This is a genomic window from Methylomonas albis (assembly GCF_014850955.1).
GTDB classification, from domain to species: domain Bacteria; phylum Pseudomonadota; class Gammaproteobacteria; order Methylococcales; family Methylomonadaceae; genus Methylomonas; species Methylomonas albis.
Genome location: NZ_JACXSS010000001.1, coordinates 2,153,337 through 2,174,906, shown reverse-complemented (window position 1 = coordinate 2,174,906; position 21,570 = coordinate 2,153,337). Strand labels below are relative to the sequence as shown.

Sequence of the window (21,570 nt, the reverse complement as noted above, 5' to 3'; positions counted from 1 at the left end):
TGCTTGCCGTTTAAATGCTGATGCCGCTAGACATTGATTTTGTAATTCAAGACCACTTCGTCGCCGTGCATGCCGCGGAATCCCCAATTGCAGGCGGAACTTTCATAGATACAAATTTCGATGTCCTGGTGGGCGATGCCGATTTTTTCCTGAATGCGGTCGAACAGTAAACGAATGAGTTTTTTCTTGGTGGCGACTTCCCGCCCCGTGATCATGCTGATCTCGATGATTGTATAGGCGTCGGTCCTGCCGATGGGTGCGAACAGGTCGTCTTTTTCCAGCGGAAAGAATCTGTGCGCCCTCTTGTCTTGCGGAAACTGCAAGGCTTCCACCACGCAGTCATGAATCACATCGGACAATTGCCGCTTGATGGGATTGAGATGGTCTTTAATTCCGTAGATTTTGATTTGTGCCATTTGATAATCTAACCGTTGTTATGTTGGGCTTTACTGGTGCGTTACAAACATCCATCCACTAAAACGAGTTTACTGGTGGTCGTTTGATGGCGTAATAAAAATAGCGCTTGCGCTTCGGGGTCTTGAAGAAAGCCATTCGCTTGTTCTCGTGATGGAAACTCGATGACAACGACCCGTTCAGGCTGCCAATCACCCTCAATCACGGTAGGCTGTTCGCCTCGAACCACGTACCTTCCGGCATGTTTTTCTATCAATGCCGGTATTTTCAAGATGTATTCTTGGAATCGATCGAAATCATGAACCGTTAGATCCAAAATGAGATAAGCATTCATAGTTTTGCCACGGCTCTTAAAAAAGCCTCAACCAAAGGATGCGGCTGCTCCGGCGTGGATCGGGCTTGCGGCACGAACAGCGTACCGATGAAAAAGGGATGATCCGGCCATTCGATGACCCGAATTTCGCCTTCGGCATCGGCGGCGGTGATACGCAACGGGCCTTGTTTCAATACCTCAATAAATTCCGGGTTGATGCCGAAATTGCAGTAATACTGTTCGGTTGCGGTCAACGCACCGTAGATGTCGGCGACGCGCGAGCCGGGTTCGAAAGTCAGCGGCAACTGCCGCCCAGCCAGAGAACAAGCCAGCTTCGAAATGAAAAGATCGGAGGCATAGGGATCGTACTCGGCATGCTGCGCGTCTTTAAATCCCAGCACATTGCGGGCGTATTCCAAAATCATGTGTTGAAAACCGCCGCAAGTGCCAAAGCATGGAATGCCGTTTTCACGGGCGTAACGAATCGCCGCCAGGGTTTTGTCCAGATTCCGGTACGGGCTGCCGGGCGCCACCCAGATGCCGGCGTAACGTTCGAACAGGGTTTGGTCGATGTCTTCAGTTGAAATCCAGTCGGCGTTAATATCCAAACCGGAAGCCGCTTTGACATGCTCGATGGCGGCATTGGTCGCCAGATGCGGTGGAAATGTCGGCGTATATTCGCCGAGCAAGGCGATTGATAAAGTCATGGCTGGGTCAGTTTCTTGGTTAATTTAGGGTTTCGATTGATCGACAGATCGCCTGTGCGGTTCGATACAGACAAGAATAATGGGAAAGTCCGTCCAGTACCGTGATTTTCGAACAGCCCGGTAACGCCGATGCCAAATAATCCGCCATGGGAAGCGGCGACCAATTGTCTTCCGCGCCGTGCCAGATCTGAGTATCGACGTTGATATCGGCCAGCGCCGCTTTCCAGGGCTGCACGTAGGCAATGACGTCGCGAGCGTAACCTAGCGTATCGCTCTTGAAACAAGTTTTGAGCGTTCGGGTCATGGTGGTCCGAAATGCCTGATCGGCCAGCAACACTTGGTCTTCGCCGGACGCGCTGGAAAATAACATTCGCAACAATAGGCGGGGAAATCTATTCGCCAGCCACCCTTGCATCCGAGCCAACCACAGAAATGCGGAGCGATGATTTTGAGCCAGCCGGAAAACGGCTTTTCCCGCCGCCGCGTCGATAAAGTTGCCGGCATCCGGCGGCGCAGCGGCGGAAACCAAATGCAAACTGCGCCCTTTGCCGTTCATTGCCCGGCAAACTTGCAAGGCAATGAAAGCGCCGATTGAAAAGCCGATAAAATCGACGGGTTTATCGCCAACCTTCTTGGCAATCTCATCGGCAATGCATTGATAGTAAGCATCGCCTTGCAAGCGAGGGGCTATGGTCGAGCGGTCGTAACAAATGATGGTAAGCCGATGTTGTTTGGCAAGATGATCAAAAATTTCGCATTCGTCCGGCGAACCCGGCGTGCCGTGGAAATAAATCACCGGCTGGCCGTCGGCGGCGCCGAATTGGCTGAATTTTACGGATGGCATAACGGCGGTATCCTGTGTTTCCAAGGCTCGATCTGTTCAAGCTGGGCGGCCAGTTGCAACAATAGCCGGTCGTGACCGGCGGCGGCCATGAACTGCGCGCCGTGCGGCAAGCCGTCGCCGCTCCAATACAGCGGCACCGACATGGCCGGTTGGCCGGTGATGTTGGCAAGCGGCGTGAACGGCGTTTGCTGCACGGCTTTGCTGATGATCGCATCCAGCAAGCGGTCGGAGAATAGCTTGTCGGCCAATCCGGTTGCCAGCAGTCCGAGCATCAGCCATCGTTCCACAACATTGGGATCGAGGGCGTCAGACGCCAACGGCGGCTTGGCTACCGTCGGCGTCAGGATAATGTCGTAGCGGCGATGAAAATCCGCCAACCGTGCGGCGATCCGTTGCCAGACAACCAAGGCCTGCTGCAGCTGTTCGTCGCTCACGCCTTTGCCGATGGCTGCTAGCAGCCGGGTGTTCAACTCGATGGCCAGTTCGGGCTCGGTCAGCTCCAGCAGTTGCGCCATGTTGGCGACATCCCGCGTGGTATAGTAAAAAATCACGGTTAGAAAGGCGCGCATCAATTCGCGGCCGTCGAAATTCCAGACCGCCTCCTCCACCACATGGCCGAGTGCTTCGCAGTGTTTGGCGGCTTTGGCTGCAGCGGAGAGACAGTCGCGGTGTATTAAGGTTTCGACAGGCGCTTGCTTGATCAGCGCAATTTTCAGCCGTTTCGCTGGCTGCGTGGCGGCAGATAGATAAGACTGGGGCGGCGGCTTGGTCGCGGAGTAAGCTTGGTCGGTGTTGCCGGACACCCAATCCAGATAGGCGGCGCTGTCGCGGACGCTGATCGTGCAGACATGGCTGACCACAGCCCCGCCCCACGCCTTCGATAAATCTTCGAAGCGGTTCAAGCCTCGGGACGGTTTGAAACCGAAAATGCCGCAATAGGAAGCCGGCAGCCGGATCGATCCACCGCCGTCGCTGGCATAGGCCATAGGCACGATGCGTGTGGCCACAGCAGCGGCGCTACCGCCGCTGGAGCCGCCCGAATTGAGGCTTAAATCCCAGGGGTTGCAGGTGCTACAGAACACGGCGTTGTTGGCCAGCCCCGATGCGCCTAGCTCGGAGTTGTTGGTCTTGCCAAAGGTAATCAAACCGGCGGCATTGAGCCGGGCGGCCATTTCGCTATCGGCAGCGGGACGATAATCCTTCATCGCCACGCTGCCGTTCGACATAGTGACGCCAGCGAAACGCAGCATCAAATCCTTGACCAGAAACGGCACGCCGGTAAACGGTCCACGATTGCCTAGGTTTTTCACCAGCGATTCCGCCAATTCATCCATCGGCGTGACGACGGCATTCAGTAACGGATTGAACTCAGCCAAACGCACCTGAGCAGCCTTCAGCAATTCCCCAGCCGTAACCTCGCCGGATTGCACCAACTGCGCCAGCCCCAAGGCATCGTATTGCGGATATTCGCTGAACGGATTCATTGCTCATGCAGCCGTTTGTTAGCACGGGGAATGCCGGTAAACAACATCAACGCGCCAACGACCACCACCACATCGGCGACATTGAACACGCCGGTGCGGATTGGCCCAATGCCGATGTTGATGAAATCCACCACATATCCGCTGTATATCAATCTATCGATCAGATTACCCAATCCACCTGCCAACAACAGCGCATATGCCAGGATCAAGGCCGGCGAGGCCGATTTTGAAAACAGCGTAAGGAATAGCAAAGCCATTAACATCCCGGCGATACCAAACGAAAATATGCCGTCGCGCACGGTTTCCGGCAATGAGGAACCCAGTCCCAAAAATGCACCGTGGTTGTGGGCCAACTGTAAGCGCACAGTATCTCCCCAAAATGACCAGACGTCGGTCTCGGATAAAAACGATTGGGCTACCGACTTGGTGACCTGGTCGCAACCGACGCAGGACACCAACACAATAAAGACCAGGAGTGCGCGTTTCATCATGCTCATTTCGGTGTTTCCTCAAGTTAGACGTGTTCTTTTAATTCAAGACTTGGATCTACAAAGTCCCAGGGCGGATGGCTTGCGTGCCAAAAAACCGTTTGCGGCTTAAACAAACCAGGATTGTCTAAGGAGGCAGCATGGAAAAACAGCATGCCCGGATAACCCGACGATTTCTTTAAAACCGGATTGCCGCAAGTCGGACAAAAGCCGCTAGTAACGGTATTGCCGCTATCGGCAGTCAGTTCGTAAAATTTCAGCTCTCCTGAAATCATTGTGTCTTTTGCCAATGCCACAAATTCGGCCGAATGGCCTGTGCCGGTGATTCGTTGACACTGCCTGCATTGGCATAAAAAAGACAAACGCGGCTCGGATTTCACTGCGTATTGAACCGCGCCGCACATGCAACCGCCTTTAAATTCGCTCATACAATCTCTCGAAGTTAGGGTTTAATCGCTATGATGGTCGTCATGCGGTTGACGACTTCGTTAAACGTCACCCTTAAGCCAAAATCGGCAAGGATTTTCGCGACATCGTCTGGAGAGACACGGACTTTATAGTAGGAACTCACTGTTTGCTGCCAGCCGTTCTCCGTTTTAATCTGCAACAAATCCGTCACCCGCACCCGGTCTGCCTCATAATCCAGGCAGCAGGTCAGTATTTTGGTGTCGTCACTTTTTACGGGGATAAAGCGTTGATCGCCCGTGAGTGGCGTTGAATAATCTCGAAAAGATAAAACCAGTTTTCCGCTTTCAATTAACGATTCGCAGCAATCGATAATCAATTGCCTGATGTCATCCAAGCTTTCGAGATGCGTCAATGTGTCGCCGCAACAAGCAATCAGTTCAGGTTTGGGATCGGCATATTCTTTCACCTGACGAATATCGTCATTAAAGCCGATAACGGAAAGCCTCTGCGAGTTGTCGATCAATTCGGATAACAGCTGTTGGTTAAAATCGATTGCTTTTACCGTATATCCCAATTTGGCCAAGGACACGCTTTGTACACCATGCCCTGCCCCCAGGTCTAAGGCGATTGAGGTACTCTGTGGCGACAGGTTGTTTGCCGCCAAGAATTGTTGAAATTCTTTTTGCCTGGCGTCGAAGTCTCCAACCATCCATGCATAAATGTCGGCAAGATGCTGATCATAGTGTTCTTTTGCAGTCATACTTTTTTCCTGTGGTCTTTCATTCGGGCGAAATTTTCACATGATTTATGCGGTTGCCTATAACTGACTCTGCAGTCTGAATGGCTAACGGTTGAACTGGATTGTATTCGCAAATTGCTCGAGTAGTTGCGGCAGCTGGGACATGTCATCGAATACAACATGACCCGCGGCCTGATACGAATTGGTCACGCCGGTCTGTACGTAGCAAAGCGGTGTCATACCTGCCGCTAATGCGGCCTCAACCCCCACTTTACTATCCTCAATCACCGCGCACTGATCAGGCACAAAGCCCATCGCTTTGGCGGCATATTGGAATAAGCCCGGATCGGGTTTCCAAGAACCTATCTCATAGGAACTGAATAGATTGTCAGCAAAATAAGCAGCGAGGCCGCTGACTTCCAGGGTCTGACGGATTTTCGCAAGCGGTCCGCTGGAGGCAATGCACTTTGACGCGTTCAGGGTGGCGAGCATGTCCAACACACCCGGCATGGGTTGCAAATCACACGCGAAAAGTTCCGCAACACGCTGGCGATACTGCTGTTCAAACGAATCTTGCAGCGTTAGGCCAAGGCGGTTTTCAAGATCAATCATAATCGAGCTTAGTTTTTGGCCGCGATAGCGTTCGGTCAAGGTTTCCAGTGAATCATTCAATTGCGGAAGCAGATCGAGAAAGGCTTGATTGCCCAGTCCCTCGCTGTCGACCAACGTACCGTCCAAATCGAAGATGACACAAATATTGTTCATAGCGAGAAGCTGGTTACGCGTCTCAAGCGGACCAAGACCGACGATATGTCCGATGTTTGCGGCTTGGACGGATTGGAAATCGGGAATGACTAAGCCTCGACGCCATTTTAAAGTGCCCCGCCCAGCGATTCCTTGAGTGGCATATCGGCATGGCGTTTATGCCAGTCATTGAACTGTCGACGGTAGGATTCAAAGGGTTGATGCAATTCCCTACGCGGATCGTTGCTCAGCGCGTAGGCCATGCCTTCGGTCAGCCACTGCTCACCGCTTAGCAGCACCAAGCTGCCGAATTGATCGGCTTGCCAATGATGGATGAGCTCATGCGCCACGTAGTGTGGCTGCCAACCTCGCGGCGCGATGGCGATAGCAAAACTGCCCAAGGTGAATCCTGCCTTGTTTGATAGGCCGAATACGGACCGGCATTGCTCCGTGCTACAAAAGATGATCTTCGGCTCGCCGATAGACAAGCCCCATTGCGTGGCAAGATAAATTTTCGAGTCGTGGAGTAGTGATTCCGCCTTCGCAAGCTGAGAAAAATCGTCCATGCATAGGTTTTGTGCGTTGCAACGGACGCCGAATGCTTCAGGGACCAGTACCCGAACAGGCTTGAAAAAAGCCAACGCGGAAATCGGCACTAACAGGAAAATCACGGCTATCCATCTACTGTATTTCATCAATCTTCCTCCATGGCAACTAACGCAAAGCGCATGCGTGTTTAGTGATTGGTAGCTAAATTCTGTCTCATTTTCCGACCGCCGACCGGCATAAGACCATTTTGCTGATAAAAACTTAATGTCCGCTCGAATTCCGGGAGTGGCGGTGTGCATAACTCCATACACGACCAACCGCGCTGCCGACCAAGATTTTTGACTTGCTCAATCAGCAGCGCGCCGACACCCGAACGGCGAAACTCTGGAATAACGTAAAACTCTTGAATAACGCCTACCTTGCCGCCGGCATATAAGGCATAGGTTTCGGTCATGGTCGAAACGGCAACGGGAACATTATCCGACCAGCCGACAATAGCCGCATAGTGCCCCGCCGATAACAGCTCGGCACAGCGCTGAACCGTACCCGCCAAGTCAATATCAAAATGCTGCGCATGCGTGCGCTCACAAATTTCCTGGGTAAGCCGGACGACCAGCGAACTTATAATTTCTGGGTGGGCTGGCGTTGCTTGTATAAACTCCAATGTCATTTGCTCACTCACCTGTGGTCGTTGCTTTATTCCTGGCTCGTTATTTAGGCTTGATGACCAACATCTGATTACCGCCGCGTTGAAATTCGTAATCAACCTTAACGATCTGTACGTCAAATCCTCGGCTGGCAAATTCGTCGCAGACCAGGGAAAGATAAGGCGAAATTGCCCCATCCAGCGCCAGCAGCGGGAATATCCGCACCTCCCGGGCTACACGCAACATTTCCTGTAGCGCCTGAAAATGAAATTCTGCCGACAAGTGTGCGCTGTACAAAAACAAAAAATGCGACGACAAGGCCATATCGAATTGTCTGTCTTCAAAAGGCAGCACAGGTAACTCTCCGGCAACGTATCGGCCTTGTTGCTTGCCCAACTCGAAATCGGCGAGGAAAGAATCCATGGCCGACAGGCGGATTTTTCCGAGCGCCTTTATCGATGGTATGGCATCCCAGATGTAGTCGTTTTGATTGATACGCATCTGAGCCATCACAGTTTCGTAGGTCTCGGCAATCCGGCTTTTGATCTGCTCGACATCAAACATGTAGACAGGGTCAAATGAAACGGCATGTCCGCCACGATTGGTCAGTTCAGCATTGAATCCGGCCGGCCTGTCACCGCACCCCAAAATATGACTACCCAGATCGGCCTCGGTCAGGCTAAACATGCTGACATATTCCGCGTATGATCGTCCCCAGGGTACGACCTTGTCGAGTGTAAAAGCCATCCTATGTTCCTTACCTGTTTCGGGTCTTAAGCCCGGTTATTGCGCTTCTGAATGTTTGGCAGCCAATCGCCCGATGCGGCCAAGATGGGTAAAACCGAATCCCGCCGAATACTTGAGTCCATAACCTAGCGCCCGGTCAAAACCGATATGGGCGCACCAAATTAAACCGGCACATTGAAGGGTCGGAGACGGAACCGTAAAACCGATCACCAAGCAGGCAATGGCACCGAGGTATGAGTGTGCGGTGTTATAGCTAATGGCGCCAACCTTGGCGCCGGCGAAATAACCGAACAAAGAGATATCGGGCACCAGGAAATAGAGAGCAAAAGTACTCCAGTCCAGATCGAGTTTTGCGTAAGCGATGCAGGCGGCAACCAGCATGCAAAATCCCTCCAGTCGCAATAAAACACGAACGGTACCTGTTGTTTCACCTAGCATTTAGACTCCAGCAGTTTCTACATAGAAACTGATTATTTTGGGTTAATTACAACTCAGGTTGAGGTCTTCTAACAACTGTCAGTATTGACAGGTTATGGGCGCACAGCTTACTTATGATTCGGCTATCGCTGCAACCGCAGCCGGATTTTCGACATATCGACAAATTCTCTTGGCCCATTGCATCTCACTCGGCTCCCATGAACGCCAACATCAGATGCATTTGCGCGGCCAACATGGGAACGCCGGTATGGATGGCTTTCCCTTGGCCGGACGCTTTCTGGAGTAACGGCGTCATTTCCGGTGCGATGACGCATTCGGCTACCAGATCGCAATGCCGAATCATCGGTTTGGCTATCGGTAGCTCATCATTTGGCTTCATGCCGAGAGAAGTGGCGTTGATAGCGACATCGTAGTGGCAATTCGAACGCACCTCTGTCGATATGTCCACTTGCGGATAGGCATGGCAGACTCTCGGTGACAGCGCACTGGCTCTTTCCGGTGTTCGATTTTGGATGCAAAGTGAAGCGCAGCCGTGTTTGGCAAGGGCAAAAGCAATTGCCGATGCAGCGCCTCCGGCGCCGACCAGAAGGATGTGCGTGCCTTTCACGCTGTAGCCGGCGCCGGCTAATCCGGCAACAAAACCTTCGCCGTCCAGCATTGTGCCAATCAGGCGGCCGTCACCGTTCCGGCGAATGACATTCACGGCACCGACCAGGCGTGCCTCCGGCGTCAGTTCATCAACCAAGTGGGCGGCAATGACTTTGTGTGGCATGGAGACGACTGCGCCCCCGAAGTTTTTCAACGCGCGCAGGCCGGCAATGAATGCGGGAAAGCCTTGTGCCGATACTTGCATGGGAAGCATGATAAAGGCACCCCATAGCCCGCTTTCACCCAGTAATGCGTTTGCCATAGCCGGCGTTCTGGCCTGGCTGACCGGGTCGGCGATGACGCCGAGTATCTTGGTGTTGCCGGTAATCGATGCGAGCATATTTTTGAATGTGGCTTAAACGGATTGTTCCTTTGCGGGTCATGTTGCACGATAGCGATATACCCCATATTCCCAATAGCCGCCGCCCGGCTTCGCGGGACCAACCCAATTTCGGGCTAACAACGCCTGGGCTATGAAGTAATTAACGAAACCATGCCCCGCCAACAAGACGCTTTGATGCTCATGCGCCATGTCTATTAATGTCGATGCCGCAACTTGCGCCCGCCTTTTTGCCATTAACAACGACTCTCCGTTTCGCGAGAATCCAATCACCGACAGACATCGCAACAGCACGCCCCAGGCATCGACCGACATCGTCAACGCCCCCTGTTTGAAATGAGGGGTAGCGATTTCCCGGAACACCGGGTCGCTCAGCAAAATATCGCTAAATCCTAGTGCCTTGGCCGATTCCAAAGAACGGATAAAGTCGCTACAAACGGCGACATGGCAAGCCGATGCGCGCAGCTTGGCGTGTTCCGGCGGTTCGTCCGCGATACCGGATAAATCATAACGGCTGATAATCTCGCCAATTTCTCGCGCCTTGGCTTTGCCTTTCAGCTCGAATCTCGGTTTACCGTGTCGGATTAAAGTAATTTCCATCAGCAGATCTAAGCTACGAAACGGTGTTTAGTACTGAGATTAGCAATTGCATGGGTACAAATGCCACACCTTTATCCTCGATCTTTGACCCCTGCGGCCGAAAGCCCAGCCGTGCGTAAAACGGCACAGAGGGTAGCGAGGCATTCACTGTGAAGATTTCCGACGGGCTTGCGGCCAATGACAACTCGATGGCTCGCAAGGCCAATGTCGTGCCGATGCCTTGGTATTGACAGGCAGGCGCAACAAACAGATGAAACAAATGCCGGGCGTCGCGGACGGCAACGACGCCGGCCAGCTTACCGTTTCGCAAACCGACGAGATAAAGGAAATTAGCATCGGCGATGTAGCACCCAATCGCTTGCGGGCTGATGCTCGAATAAAACAACTCGGCACCGTCTCCAGTTGGGGAAATCGTACAACGGTTGGCAACGCTGCCAATCAGTTGGCTAACGCACTCGGCATCGGTCGCTACAGCGGGACGGATGATTAACGACGAGTTCGTGGTCATTGCTCGGTAGCGGCAACATCCGGCAAGTTGTGATAAACCTGCTCGACGGTTTGGTATTCGGTTAAGGCTTTGACGACGGTCGGCAAGGGTTCCGCATGGATGCCGGGCAAGTCTTGTTCCAAGGGATTCACAATCGGGAACGCCAATTTTTCCAGCGGCGGGCAAAACTCCGCGTTTACGCCTGGCTTATTGCCGCGCGCATCGATCCGGTACCAACCATGTTGCGGCAGGTAAACCGCGTTCAAACCGTGCAGGCAAAAAGGCGGCTGGTCGCCGTCTAGCGTCAAGCGCTGGTAACACAGTCCGGCCGGAATGGCGTTGGCGCGCAGCAGCGCCGCCAGCAAATGGCTTTTAGCGCAACAATAGCCGGTGCCGTGGATCAATACCTCGAAGGCTTTACAGGTCACTGGGTTCAGCCGGTAGTCCCAGCTATGTTTGATTTCGTCGCGAACGAATTCGAAACAGCGTTTGGCGATTTCTTCCTCAGCGGCGGCGCCCTCCGCCAGCTTGGCGGCTTGGGCGACGATAGCCGGGTGTTGGCTGTCGATATAGACACTGCTGCCCAAGAAAGGCTTCATGTCCGGCAACAGCTTTACCGTGCGTTGGATTTTGGTTAATACCCCGCTCAGTAATGAAACGATTTCCGGCGCAGCCAGCATATCCGTTTCGGAGATGTTCGCACTCGGCAAAGGCAAGGTGATCGATGCCGTTTCGATCAGCGTGGCCGACATGGTGACCAAGGTTTCCCGGAGCGCGGTATCGGCATGATGGGCGCGCGGCGTCGCGTTCAATACCGCCACCGGCTTGTCAACAAAACCCTCGAAGGCCACCAGCCAATCCAGCGCATTTTTGATAGTGCCGGTAACGCCGTGCGCATATTCCGGGCTGGCGATCAGCAAGGCATCCGCCGCAGCCACTTCGTTGCGCAATTGCCGGGCGACAGCTGGCGGCGCGTTTTCCAAATCCGGATTGTATAAGGGCAAGTTGCCAAGCCCGGAAAACAGACGGACTTCAATCGAGGCCGGTGCCAACTGTTTTACGGCCCGCAGCACTGCGGAATTGATGGACGCCGCCCGCAAGCTGCCGGATAAGGCCAGAATTTTCATGGCAAAGCTAGGTATTGAAGCTCAGGGAAAAGTGATGGCTGCTCAGTTGAAAGCCCTTGTTAAGATACAAGCGATGGGCGATAAAGCGCTGATGGCCGGAATCCAGATGCACGCCTCGGCAACCGTGGGCTTGGGCATGGGCTATCAGCCAATCGAGCAAAGCGCCGGCAAAACCTTGCGAAGTCTCGCCGCTGAGCGTGGCCAAATCGTCGACGTACAGTATTTTGCCCCAGGCCAAAAACTCGGCCAAACGAAAACCCGCCACGCTTTTAACGGCGCCCTGCTGTCTAACAGCCAGAATTTGGTAGGACTGCAGTTGCTGGCGGCGAACCTGGGCTAGAAACTGTTCTTGCTTGAGGTACAGGCGCAACTCGCTGAACACCGGAAAACAGGCTTGAATTTCCGCCTCGGTATCGGCAATGAAAATATCGAAAGTCATGGCTACGGCTTAATAATCAAAAAACGGGGCTGTTGGCTTACAACATAATACCGGGTGCAGTTTAAACGCCTACCCGCTTTGCCGGATTAGACGCTATTTACAACGGCCTAACAACTGTCAATATTGACAGCTTATATCGCCATTCTGCTTTGCTGGTAAATAGTCCGGACATTTTGTTTCCGTGTGCTCAGGCTTTGGGATAAGCTTTCGAACAGATTTAACGACGGTAAGCCCATGAAAGCCTGGCAAGAAATTCAACTTCACGCATTGCAGACCAGCGATAGTGAGCATCAGCTTTTCCAAACCATTGCGGCGTTGGGTGCAGAATTGGGTTTTGATTATTGCGCCTACGGCCTCCGGTTGGCGCTGCCGTTGAGCAAGCCGAAGATCGTGAAAGTGAGTAATTATCCATCGGCTTGGCAAGCGCAATATCAAGCTAAAAATTATTGCGCGGTCGATCCCACCGTCAAACACGCCCTGCGCTCGTCGCTGCCCATCCTGTGGACGGACGGTTTGTTCGCCTCAACGGCGGCGTTTTGGGAGGAAGCCCGTTCGTTCGGCTTGCGTTACGGTTGGGCGCAATCCATGCGGGATGTCCCAGGCGCAACCGGCATGCTCACTTTGGCGCGAGCCGATGAGCCGCTGAGCGAAACCGAGCTGGCGGACAAGGCTTTTAAAATGGCTTGGTTGACCCAAACTGCGCATATAGCCCTATCGCGCCGCTTATTACCCAAATTGCTGCCGGAAGCGGACGCGAAACTATCGAACCGCGAGATTGCGGTGCTACGCTGGACGGCAGATGGCAAAACTTCCGGCGAAATTGCCAATACCATGAAAATTACCGAGCGGACCGTTAATTTCCATATCAGCAATGCCGCGACGAAATTAAATGCCAGCAACAAAACCGCGGCGGCCATTAAAGCGGCGATGCTCGGTTTTTTGTAAATGCTTTTCGAAAGCCGCCGATTGACAACTGTGACTACCCGATTGACACCAATTTCGATCACGCGTCCAAGCAATGAGTTATTTTGAATAGGATGACTATTCGGGCAATCTACGGCTGATTTTGTCAATACCCGCTTGCGCACAGGCTTCATCTTTATCGCCACCCGGCGCACCGCTGACCCCAATCGCACCTATTATATTTTCTTGCACTTTTATCGCTAATGCGCCGGGCAGTGGCGTGACATTGGGGATGGTGAGTACGGCATTATAAAATGCCGGGTTTTTGCTCATTAGGTCGGCGACTTGACCACTGGTTTCTAAATGATAGTTAGGGCCAAACGTCACGATAGTGTAGGCTTTTCGATAGGCTGTCTCGAAGGTATGCGGCGTACTCTTGTCGCTTTTTAGCTGAACTCTTGGCTGACCGAACATATCGACAAACGCCACCGAGACGTTATATCCCAAAGCTTCGCAGGAGCGAACCGTTTCGCTGGCAGCTTCGACCGCTAAAGTAAGCGGAAGCATATAACTATTTTCCGCAGCATGCACATCGGCTTGCAATAGCAAAAGTATCGAAATTACCTGCAAACCTTTTCGTTGTTTATTCATAGCGTACTTCCGGTGACGTGATGTCCGAAATGCCCAATAAGTGTTTTGGCATTAAGGAACCATCAAAAATGGTTGGCCTTTTTGGGTGGTATAAGCGATTAAATACTTCAGCGGATTGATCCTGTCGGCATTGCGAAAAATCAGGTGTTGAGCGTTCGCCTTGTCTTGGTAGCTATCCCCAGCTCTGAAGGTTAGTATTGGCTCGTCAACGTACTGCGATTCCGCTATACCCTCAAGAATGTAATTGAAACCCACTGAGGGGTGATGGTGAGCTGGCAAGCCCACTCCCGGCGGATAGGTGGTCATGACCAAACGAAATTCGTTGCCTTCATTATCTTCATGGCTTTGCAGGATAGTCCGCACGATACCATCGGCGGAGATTGTCGTCTTATCCTGCGATGTGATTTGTGCGAACAACGGCGTCGCGGAGAATGCGCCTACCGCACCGACCATCCCAGCCAGCAACAGCCGTCGTTTGATATCGCATTCGATGTTAGGTGTCATGACTTCGATCGCTTTCGAGGTAGAACCGTTTGACATATATTTTCCTTTTATCAATGTGCGTTTACTGGACGCTGGTGTGATGTTTTGAGCTTTGCGGGCGGCTTTTTGGCATGGAGCGTCTGCGGAGTTAGTAAACATTGTTACTCGCGGGCCATTAGGGATCGACCCGCGAATTTATCTAAATTTAGCCTGTGGAAAGTGCCTCACCTAACTGTTTATTGGTCAACGCCTGACCAGCGATTCCCCAGGCGCCATCAACAGCATGGACGACATTGGCCCAAATTTGGTGTTTAGGCAGGCGGCCGCCCGAGAGTTCATGAATAATGTCGGTGGCTTCTTCGATATGTCCCTGCTGAATTTCGGGTGTGTTAAACGCAAATGACGGCACCTTCCATTCGATAAAGGCGACATCACTTTCTTGCAATCCTGAGTAGGTTTGTTGTTTGGGCAGCAGATGGATAGCGCCAACGACATTCGGCGTCATCACCTTATTGCAGGACAGCCCGTGCCATTTCAACATTGAATCGCAAATTCTGCGAAAAGCGAGCCTTTCGGTTCCCGCGGGTAATACACCTTCTGTGAGTGTAAGAGTAAGCGGCATGTCGGTTTCCTGTTGTTTGGGGTTACGCGTAGCGGAAGCTACGCGACGAACATTAAATAACGATCGCTACACAATAATATATAACGATCGTTATGTTGTCAAAGGTTCTGATTACATCCATTTGATACAATGCCAATCCAAAATAGCATTGGATATACCCGCGTGAGATATACAGCAGACCAAAAACAACAAACCTGCCAGCGCATTATTGAGGCGGCCGGGCGTTGCTTTCGAAAAGGCGGCTACAGTGGCATCGGCGTCGATGGCTTGGCAAAGGAAGCCGGCGTGACGTCAGGGGCGTTCTACGGACACTTCAGTTCCAAAGCCGATGCGTTTAAAGCGGCGATCATTGCAGGAATGGAGGATTTGAAATCCGGGATCGGCATTTTTCAGCAGAAATATGGCGAAAACTGGTGGGAAGAATTTGCAACGTATTACATGGGTCCAAAACGCACCTGCGATCTGGGCGACAGCTGCATACTTCAAAGTGTGACGCCGGAAGTCTGTCGCTCCGAGGAAGCAATTCGCGCCGCATTTGAGTCGGAGCTGCTAGAGATAGTCAAACTTGCGGCAGAAGGTACGCCCAAAACAACCGATCAAGCGGCTATTGATAATGCGTGGTCTAACTTTGCAATGTTGATTGGCGGCGTAACGTTAGCGCGCGCGGTTGCAGACGAAAAAATCGCCAATGAAATTGCAACGGCCGTTCAGCAAGCGGTGATCACCCGGCAAAAGAGTACTTAAATTCAATGGTATTCGTCCGGTCGTCTGGCTTTCATCTAAGCTTAGCCCAACCCAACCGCCGTCACAAAGCGAAACCAAAGCGTGCCCAGAACGATGCAGCTTGAAGCCCACGTCGCGAAGCGATACGGCACCCAGTTTACGGCCATATAAATGACGGCATGGGCATACCTGAGTACAACAAAAGCCCAGGCCAGCGCGATTTGAACATTGTCGGCGTTTTTCTCGACAAGCATCAATAGACAAATCACATAAAAAAGCGCGGGTACTTGCATTAGATTGTTGAACGTTCGAGCCGGACGCTCGAATCGATCGTCAACTGGCACATCCGCCTTGTAATCCGCGAAATACCTGATCGACGCATGCCCTCGAATAACGGCAATATTGCGTGCGACGACCATCATCAGCCATACCAAAGCCGTCAGCGTAAAGAGCGTGGCCATGGGAGACACAAGCAGCTCCGGTGGAACAGCCCGATGTTCACCGGCTAATAGCCAAAATAACCATGCTGCGACTGATCCGACTATGATGCAAGGAGCCGTGTAAATCCGCGGCAACGAGATATTGGTGACAGTAGAATTTATTGGCGACATATACGATCTCCTGATGAATGTGGTTTGCGGAATCAGCTTCGATTGATATACTTGCAACATGCAACCAATTATCCTGATTCAATTGCAAAACGCAAGTAAATAAGCCAAATGTCCGAATCTCAGCTCAAAAATAGATGTCCAATTGATTATGCCCTTGAAGTATTCGGAGACCGGTGGACGCTGATCGTACTCCGCGATCTGATGCTAAGCGGCAAACGGCACTACCGGGAGTTGATGACTTCGAAAGAAGGAATCGCAACCAATATTCTGGCTTCGCGACTGAAAAAAATGGAAGCGGACGGACTCGTTATCCGCAAGCACAAGCCCGAAGACAAGCGCCAAGTGTTTTATGAACTGACGGACAAAGCGCTCGATCTGGTGCCGGTACTACTCGAAATTAGCCGCTGGAGCGTGATTTACGACCAGCATACCGCAGCCCCTCCGGAACTCATGCGCCGCTACCAAGAAGAGCCGCAGCAGCTGATCGCCGATTTGCAGCAAGCGGCGCGAATTCGGCAATCCTGATCGTTTTGCAACAAAGCAGATACCAGCAATCAGCCAGACCGGCAACAATCGGGACAGCTTGTTAATTCGACGCTTCAAGACACAAAAACTACCAAATCGACCGTTTGATTATAAGCAAGCGGCCTAAACGTATTTCGGCTATTGCCTCCGCCAGGACTCAAAAAGGCTCACTCGTGTTGAGGTGCATCATTTACTCGCGCCTCGATCCGCTGCCGGCTTGGCCCTGGAAAGTTGAGAGCTGTTCATGAATATGATAGCCCCGATGATGATCGCCGATGCACTCAGGATACGCGGCGTGAGCGGTTCTTGCGCGAACCAGTTGCCTAAAAACACCGCCACCAGCGGATTGACGTAGGCGTATGTCGCCACTAGCGGGATCGGCGCATTTTGCAGGAGCCAGGCGTAGGATGCGAAACCGACCATCGAACCGAATCCGATCAGATAGGCCAAAGCCAGCCACGAATCGGTCGAGACTTGGGCAATACTAAAGAGCTGCCAGTTTTCGCTTAGGACACTGACAAGCAACAAGGCAAAGCCGCCGGCCAGCATTTCCGCTCCGGTTGTCATCAGCGCCGTTTTCGGTAGATCTGCGGTCTTGCTGTAGATTGAACCAAGAGCCCAAAGCAAACTAGCGAGCAGTAGCGCTGCCACGCCAGACATGTTTAACGGCATACCGTCCGCAAACACCGACGGACCGACCAGCAGGTAAATCCCCATGAAGCCTATGACCAACCCAACCAGTACGCGTAGCGTGGGTCTGACGCCGTTAGGTCTGAGCGCGTCGGCAATCACCAGAAACATGGGCACGGCACCGATTATTAGCGCGGCGACGCCGGACGGGACGGTTTGTTCGGCCCAACAGACCAAGCCATTTCCGCCCAGCAATAACATAATGCCGACAACAGCAGCCGAACGCCACTGCCTTAAGGTCGGCGCGGCATCGCCGGCCAGACGCCGCCAAGCCAGCAAAATGGCGCCGGAGACGAGGAAACGCAATCCGGCCGATAAAAATGGCGGCAATGTTTCGACGACGAAGCGGATCATCAAATAAGTCGATCCCCATACCAGATAAACCGCCAACAACGCGGCCCAAACCTTAGCTTTCATTCTTTTAACGCCTTTTTGATTTCAGTTGCTACTTGCCCCTCCGCCAGCCAAGGGCATAACGACCAGAACGAATAATTTTTGTTGTTCTAATTGAGGTTAGCACCATAGGAAAGCCTATCGGTTGGAGAGTCGGCTACCAGCGGTAAAAACCGGAGCGTCAAACGGGCCCCAGATGCCTCTTATTCTGAAACGGCCACTCTATCGCTGGCGTGAATATGTATTATGCCCGGTAACAAGTAGGAATCGGCAACATACACAAGAAAATACCGCTGCTCATATTTGACTTTCCCGGCGCAGCAATTCGGCTTTGCGCTCAACGCCCCAACGATAGCCAGACAAGCCGCCGTCCGAGCGAATCACGCGATGGCACGGTATTGCTACGGCCAAGGAATTGGCCGCGCAGGCGCCAGCCACCGCGCGCACGGCCTTCGGAGCGCCTATGCGTTGCGCAATATCGGTGTAACTTACTTTCTCGCCCACTGGAATTTGCCGCAATGCTTGCCAAACCCGTTGTTGAAATACGGTGCCGCGAATGTCCAGCGGTAAATCCAGGCCGATAGCCGGCGCCTCGACAAAACCGACTACTTTGGCGACCCATTGTTCGAACTCGCTATCGCCGCCAAGCAGCTCGGCCTGAGGAAAACAATCTTGTAAATCCCGTGCCAAGCGGTCCGGATCGTCGCCCAACGCAATGGCACAAATTCCGATGGCGCTGGCCGCCACCAGAATGGACCCCAACGAGCATTCGCCCAGGGCAAAACGAATTCGGCTATGAGTACCGCCGGCCCGATAATCGGATGGCGTCATGCCTAACAACTGCGGCGATTGCTCGTAAAACCGGCTGTTTGACTCGTAACCGGCCGCGTAAATGGCGGCGGTTACCGATTGACTTTTTGCCAGTTGCTTCCGAACCCGGTTAAGGAGCTGGGCTGCTGCGTAGGCTTTAGGCGTCAAACCGGTGACGGCTTTAAAAATCCTGTGAAAATGAAAAGGACTGAGTCCGGCAACGACCGCCAACTCGGTAAGACTAGGCTCGGTTTCCGCAGTGTCCAGCAAGCGGCAGATCTCCAAAACTTTAGCGACATGCTGTTCGCGCAAGGCAGGTTGATTCGGTTTGCAACGCCGGCAGGGGCGGAATCCGGCCGCCTCCGCTTCGTCCCGGCTAAGATGGAACAGCACATTTTCCGGTTTGGCGGTACGCGCCGGACAGGACGGCCGGCAATAGACGCCGGTGGTTTTTACCGAGTAGAAAAACCTGCCGTCGGCGGCTTGATCACGGGCGAGCACGGCTTGCCAACGAGGGTCGTTCTCGGTTGGCAAAGCGTCAGGTTTAATCGGGTTTAGCATATCGGCTCCGGATTTCATTCATTCTCACCGTTAATTTACCCAAATCACAGCGCTTGAACACTCCGAGTCTTGCTTTCAAATTAAACATCGAAGAACAGATTGAATACAAAGGAGTCGGTTAATTACGCCCAGCGGTAACGCCTCCGTCTAGCGGCAACACAACGCCTGTTATCCAACCACTGAGCTCCTCGTCGGCAAGAAACAATATTGCTGCTGTCGTATCTTTAACTTGCCCGTTTCGGCCAATAGGATGAAAAGTATTAAAACTTTGCAGTTGCTCTATAGTCAGTAATTCATCAAAGAGCGGCGTTTCAACCAGAGCAGTCGCAATGCAATTGACACGAATTTTATGTGGGGCATATTCTATCGCTAAATTCTTGGTGAACGCATGAACACCCCCTTTCCATGTTGCCGCGCCGCAGCATGGCGTTGCAGCGATCGCATGGTTTGCCCACATCGAACCTATATTTATCACTGTACCTGAACCGCGTTCCAGCATCTCCTTAATGGCATATTGGGAGGTAATAAAATAAGCGCGTAGCAGCTGTAAATAACCATCTAGCTCTTCTTCCGTGTGTAAAAGAAACGGTTTAGCTGCAAAAACCCCCGCGTTATTAATCAAAATATCAACGCCACCGAATTTCAAAATGGCCATTTTAATAAGCTCAGCACTCGTTTCAGTTTTTCGTATATCCCCTGCTACATAGGCAATATTTTGCGAGGTTGGATCCAAGGTTGAAGCTAACGCCGCCAATTTATCTTCACGCCGGCCATTAATGACAACCTTTGCACCCGCATCCAAAAAACCCCGCGCCGCGTCTGCACCCATACCTGTTCCACCACCAGTGATCAATACCACTTTACCTGTTAAACTCATGTTTAGTTCCTCACTTGTCGTTTTGTATTTTAGAAATTTGCCGGCTACAATCCTGGCATTACAGGCCCTTGGCAACAAGCGGGCACTTTTTTGTGAGGTAGGCACTTTTATGACAGATATGGCATCAAACCGGGAGAAAATAAGTAATATCCCTGATGTAGCCGTGACTATTTCTGCTGTCTATGGCTGCAAATGGTCATTAAAAATCCTGGACGCTATTCAGAACGGAATTTGTAGGCCGGGAGCAATTGAAAAGGCATTGCCGGGACTGACTACTCGCGTCCAAAGTTACTACTTTTCTAGGATGATAGAACTGGGGGTAATCGGTAAAACGGCTTATCCTGAGATTCCGCCACGCGTAGAGTATTATCTAACCGACTTCGGCAAACGCATTTTGGAAATATTGCAACACATAAAAGCCGTGCAAAGAGATATTGAATCTGAATTCAGGGCGTCACAGCTAGAAACATAACTGCTGGTTGGTTAGGACCGTAGGACGTGCTGAACAGCGTGAAGCACATCGTTCGCGAACTGAGTGGTTCATAAACTCACCACAGCGTACCCGGCGTTAGGCTGAAAAGTTGCAATTGGCACGTTCGTTTCACCTGATGAGTTTTCGTCGGTCGGCATGCGAACGATTGGCTATGTCAGGATTTCACGCTTTCGCCAGCTCGATGAGCTTGCAAACCGTTCGCCAATTGCGGCCCGTCATCGCCACACCGAGACGCTTTTCGGCCTGGGCCGCCAGTTTCGAGCGGCCGATACCTTCAGGCGCATGCAGGTAGAAAACCTGATCGATCAGGCTAAACCGTTCGCTGTCTTTCTTGATGATGGCCAGCGCGTCGGGAAAGGGATAGGCCCGCACGGCCTGTTCCAGTTCCGCTAGTTCCAGCAATACCAACTGCGGCTCGATCCGTTAGCGTTGTTTTATTGCACGCAGATCCGAATTTCTAAAAATGCTCAGCTAGTTTATCGTTTGATCGGCGCTATGGCTTCTGTTAACATCCCATCATGACTAACGTGCTCCCAACCCTGCTGGCTATTATTACCACCATTACACCAATGGTGGGTTAGCACGTTTACTTTCTACTGCAACCCGCCCTGAGGCGGGTTTTTTATTGCCTGTCTCTTGGTGACTTACCCTACTTAGGAGATCGATATGGCATACCATCCACTTAAACAAGTTATCGAAGCTGCTGACAAAGCAATCACTGAAGAGGACTTCGATACCTTGATGGCTTTCTACGCAGACGATGCAACGCTTGTCATCAAGCCAGGCTTGATTGCTACAGGCAAGGAACAAATCCATAAGGCGTTCCTCGCGATTGCCGAATATTTCAATCATAGTCTTGTGGCCAAACAAGGCGCGATTCATGTCATTCAGAGCGGGAATACGGCTCTAGTGATCATGGAAACCGTTCTGGAAACGGCGGATGCTGCCGGTGTAACGAGTTGCATGTCAAGGCGCGCCACCTATGTCTTTCGGGAAGACCCTGTCGGCAAGTGGCTTTGTGTTATCGATAATTCGTATGGCACTGACTTACTGGGAGCCATATAA

The 21,570-nt window shown here is 52.2% G+C and carries 31 protein-coding genes; 5 read left to right on the top strand and 26 right to left on the bottom strand.

The genetic code is table 11. From position 1 onward, the window contains the following. Positions 1-26: 26 nt before the first annotated feature. The 18 genes from EBA_RS09940 to EBA_RS09855 form a co-directional block, all read right to left on the bottom strand. Positions 27-416 carry a tautomerase family protein gene (locus EBA_RS09940; protein WP_192374580.1) on the bottom strand — a complete coding sequence of 130 codons (390 nt, stop codon included), beginning with the start codon at positions 414-416 and terminating at the stop codon, positions 27-29. 41 nt (positions 417-457) lie between these two features. Further along, positions 458-748: a DUF1330 domain-containing protein gene (locus EBA_RS09935; RefSeq protein ID WP_192374579.1), complete on the bottom strand. Its 291-nt coding sequence runs from the start codon at positions 746-748 to the stop codon at positions 458-460. Beyond that, positions 745-1,434, bottom strand: a complete 690-nt coding sequence (locus tag EBA_RS09930) for a CTP synthase C-terminal region-related (seleno)protein (RefSeq protein ID WP_192374578.1) — start codon at positions 1,432-1,434, stop codon at positions 745-747. Before EBA_RS09930 ends, EBA_RS09935 begins: the two co-directional genes overlap by 4 nt. Before the next feature lie 19 nt (positions 1,435-1,453). Continuing rightward, positions 1,454-2,278, bottom strand: a complete 825-nt coding sequence (locus EBA_RS09925; protein ID WP_192374577.1) for an alpha/beta fold hydrolase — start codon at positions 2,276-2,278, stop codon at positions 1,454-1,456. After that, positions 2,266-3,762: an amidase gene (locus EBA_RS09920; protein ID WP_192374576.1), complete on the bottom strand. Its 1,497-nt coding sequence runs from the start codon at positions 3,760-3,762 to the stop codon at positions 2,266-2,268. Before EBA_RS09920 ends, EBA_RS09925 begins: the two co-directional genes overlap by 13 nt. Beyond that, on the bottom strand, positions 3,759-4,250 hold the full coding sequence (gene lspA / locus EBA_RS09915) for a signal peptidase II (protein ID WP_192374575.1): 492 nt from the start codon (positions 4,248-4,250) through the stop codon (positions 3,759-3,761). The genes EBA_RS09920 and lspA overlap by 4 nt, the downstream gene beginning before the upstream one ends. A 26-nt stretch (positions 4,251-4,276) precedes the next feature. Then, positions 4,277-4,678 (bottom strand): GFA family protein, encoded by a 402-nt coding sequence (locus EBA_RS09910; RefSeq protein ID WP_192374574.1) that lies wholly within the window; start codon positions 4,676-4,678, stop codon positions 4,277-4,279. Between the two features lie 14 nt (positions 4,679-4,692). Then, positions 4,693-5,418, bottom strand: coding sequence for a class I SAM-dependent methyltransferase (locus EBA_RS09905; RefSeq protein WP_192374573.1), 726 nt, complete (start codon positions 5,416-5,418; stop codon positions 4,693-4,695). 84 nt (positions 5,419-5,502) lie between these two features. After that, on the bottom strand, positions 5,503-6,162 hold the full coding sequence (locus EBA_RS09900; protein ID WP_192374572.1) for an HAD-IA family hydrolase: 660 nt from the start codon (positions 6,160-6,162) through the stop codon (positions 5,503-5,505). A 107-nt stretch (positions 6,163-6,269) separates the two neighbouring features. Beyond that, on the bottom strand, positions 6,270-6,836 hold the full coding sequence (locus EBA_RS09895; RefSeq protein WP_192374571.1) for a hypothetical protein: 567 nt from the start codon (positions 6,834-6,836) through the stop codon (positions 6,270-6,272). Between the two features lie 41 nt (positions 6,837-6,877). Next, the gene (locus EBA_RS09890) at positions 6,878-7,360 is read right to left on the bottom strand and encodes a GNAT family N-acetyltransferase (protein ID WP_192374570.1); all 483 of its coding nucleotides are present in this window, start codon (positions 7,358-7,360) and stop codon (positions 6,878-6,880) included. Positions 7,361-7,400: 40 nt separating this feature from the next. Then, on the bottom strand, positions 7,401-8,084 hold the full coding sequence (locus tag EBA_RS09885; protein ID WP_192374569.1) for a class I SAM-dependent methyltransferase: 684 nt from the start codon (positions 8,082-8,084) through the stop codon (positions 7,401-7,403). Between the two features lie 36 nt (positions 8,085-8,120). Then, on the bottom strand, positions 8,121-8,522 hold the full coding sequence (locus EBA_RS09880) for a DUF4260 domain-containing protein (RefSeq protein ID WP_192374568.1): 402 nt from the start codon (positions 8,520-8,522) through the stop codon (positions 8,121-8,123). A gap of 184 nt (positions 8,523-8,706) precedes the next feature. Further along, entirely contained in the window at positions 8,707-9,510 is an 804-nt protein-coding gene (locus tag EBA_RS09875) for a shikimate dehydrogenase family protein (RefSeq protein WP_192374567.1), read from the bottom strand. A 39-nt stretch (positions 9,511-9,549) separates the two neighbouring features. Continuing rightward, a complete protein-coding gene (locus EBA_RS09870; RefSeq protein ID WP_192374566.1) occupies positions 9,550-10,110 on the bottom strand; it encodes a histidine phosphatase family protein in 561 nt (186 codons plus the stop codon). Between the two features lie 13 nt (positions 10,111-10,123). After that, entirely contained in the window at positions 10,124-10,618 is a 495-nt protein-coding gene (locus EBA_RS09865; RefSeq protein ID WP_192374565.1) for a GNAT family N-acetyltransferase, read from the bottom strand. Further along, positions 10,615-11,724 carry an NAD(P)H-dependent oxidoreductase gene (locus EBA_RS09860; RefSeq protein WP_192374564.1) on the bottom strand — a complete coding sequence of 370 codons (1,110 nt, stop codon included), beginning with the start codon at positions 11,722-11,724 and terminating at the stop codon, positions 10,615-10,617. The genes EBA_RS09865 and EBA_RS09860 overlap by 4 nt, the downstream gene beginning before the upstream one ends. Before the next feature lie 7 nt (positions 11,725-11,731). Next, the gene (locus tag EBA_RS09855; RefSeq protein WP_192374563.1) at positions 11,732-12,163 is read right to left on the bottom strand and encodes a GNAT family N-acetyltransferase; all 432 of its coding nucleotides are present in this window, start codon (positions 12,161-12,163) and stop codon (positions 11,732-11,734) included. Positions 12,164-12,397: 234 nt separating this feature from the next. Here EBA_RS09855 and EBA_RS09850 point away from each other — a divergent pair, with 234 nt between their 5' ends. Beyond that, complete coding sequence (locus tag EBA_RS09850) at positions 12,398-13,108, top strand: autoinducer binding domain-containing protein (protein ID WP_192374562.1); 711 nt, start codon at positions 12,398-12,400, stop codon at positions 13,106-13,108. 96 nt (positions 13,109-13,204) lie between these two features. Here EBA_RS09850 and EBA_RS09845 read toward each other — a convergent pair whose 3' ends face one another. From EBA_RS09845 to EBA_RS09835, 3 genes are all read right to left on the bottom strand, one after another. Beyond that, positions 13,205-13,717, bottom strand: a complete 513-nt coding sequence (locus EBA_RS09845) for a GlcG/HbpS family heme-binding protein (RefSeq protein WP_192374561.1) — start codon at positions 13,715-13,717, stop codon at positions 13,205-13,207. A 51-nt stretch (positions 13,718-13,768) separates the two neighbouring features. After that, on the bottom strand, positions 13,769-14,257 hold the full coding sequence (locus EBA_RS09840) for a cupin domain-containing protein (protein ID WP_192374560.1): 489 nt from the start codon (positions 14,255-14,257) through the stop codon (positions 13,769-13,771). 148 nt (positions 14,258-14,405) lie between these two features. Further along, entirely contained in the window at positions 14,406-14,822 is a 417-nt protein-coding gene (locus tag EBA_RS09835) for a 4-oxalocrotonate tautomerase (protein WP_192374559.1), read from the bottom strand. Positions 14,823-14,951: 129 nt separating this feature from the next. Here EBA_RS09835 and EBA_RS09830 point away from each other — a divergent pair, with 129 nt between their 5' ends. Then, the gene (locus EBA_RS09830; RefSeq protein WP_192374558.1) at positions 14,952-15,566 is read left to right on the top strand and encodes a TetR/AcrR family transcriptional regulator; all 615 of its coding nucleotides are present in this window, start codon (positions 14,952-14,954) and stop codon (positions 15,564-15,566) included. A gap of 41 nt (positions 15,567-15,607) precedes the next feature. Here the strand turns inward: EBA_RS09830 and EBA_RS09825 are convergent, their stop codons facing one another. Further along, positions 15,608-16,156: an MAPEG family protein gene (locus EBA_RS09825; protein ID WP_192374557.1), complete on the bottom strand. Its 549-nt coding sequence runs from the start codon at positions 16,154-16,156 to the stop codon at positions 15,608-15,610. A gap of 108 nt (positions 16,157-16,264) precedes the next feature. Between EBA_RS09825 and EBA_RS09820 the strand changes: the two genes are divergently transcribed. Beyond that, positions 16,265-16,681, top strand: coding sequence for a winged helix-turn-helix transcriptional regulator (locus EBA_RS09820; RefSeq protein WP_192374556.1), 417 nt, complete (start codon positions 16,265-16,267; stop codon positions 16,679-16,681). Positions 16,682-16,867: 186 nt separating this feature from the next. Here the strand turns inward: EBA_RS09820 and EBA_RS09815 are convergent, their stop codons facing one another. From EBA_RS09815 to EBA_RS09805, 3 genes are all read right to left on the bottom strand, one after another. Further along, a complete protein-coding gene (locus EBA_RS09815) occupies positions 16,868-17,788 on the bottom strand; it encodes an EamA family transporter (protein ID WP_192374555.1) in 921 nt (306 codons plus the stop codon). Between the two features lie 273 nt (positions 17,789-18,061). Next, complete coding sequence (gene ada / locus EBA_RS09810) at positions 18,062-19,153, bottom strand: bifunctional DNA-binding transcriptional regulator/O6-methylguanine-DNA methyltransferase Ada (protein ID WP_225616083.1); 1,092 nt, start codon at positions 19,151-19,153, stop codon at positions 18,062-18,064. 100 nt (positions 19,154-19,253) lie between these two features. Continuing rightward, positions 19,254-20,012, bottom strand: a complete 759-nt coding sequence (locus tag EBA_RS09805; RefSeq protein ID WP_192374554.1) for an SDR family NAD(P)-dependent oxidoreductase — start codon at positions 20,010-20,012, stop codon at positions 19,254-19,256. Between EBA_RS09805 and EBA_RS09800 the strand changes: the two genes are divergently transcribed. After that, entirely contained in the window at positions 20,011-20,484 is a 474-nt protein-coding gene (locus tag EBA_RS09800; RefSeq protein WP_223146662.1) for a winged helix-turn-helix transcriptional regulator, read from the top strand. The two genes, EBA_RS09805 and EBA_RS09800, sit on opposite strands and share 2 nt — an antisense overlap. Before the next feature lie 183 nt (positions 20,485-20,667). Here EBA_RS09800 and EBA_RS09795 read toward each other — a convergent pair whose 3' ends face one another. Next, on the bottom strand, positions 20,668-20,907 hold the full coding sequence (locus tag EBA_RS09795) for a hypothetical protein (protein WP_192374553.1): 240 nt from the start codon (positions 20,905-20,907) through the stop codon (positions 20,668-20,670). Between the two features lie 264 nt (positions 20,908-21,171). Here EBA_RS09795 and EBA_RS09790 point away from each other — a divergent pair, with 264 nt between their 5' ends. Then, the gene (locus tag EBA_RS09790) at positions 21,172-21,570 is read left to right on the top strand and encodes a YybH family protein (RefSeq protein WP_192374552.1); all 399 of its coding nucleotides are present in this window, start codon (positions 21,172-21,174) and stop codon (positions 21,568-21,570) included.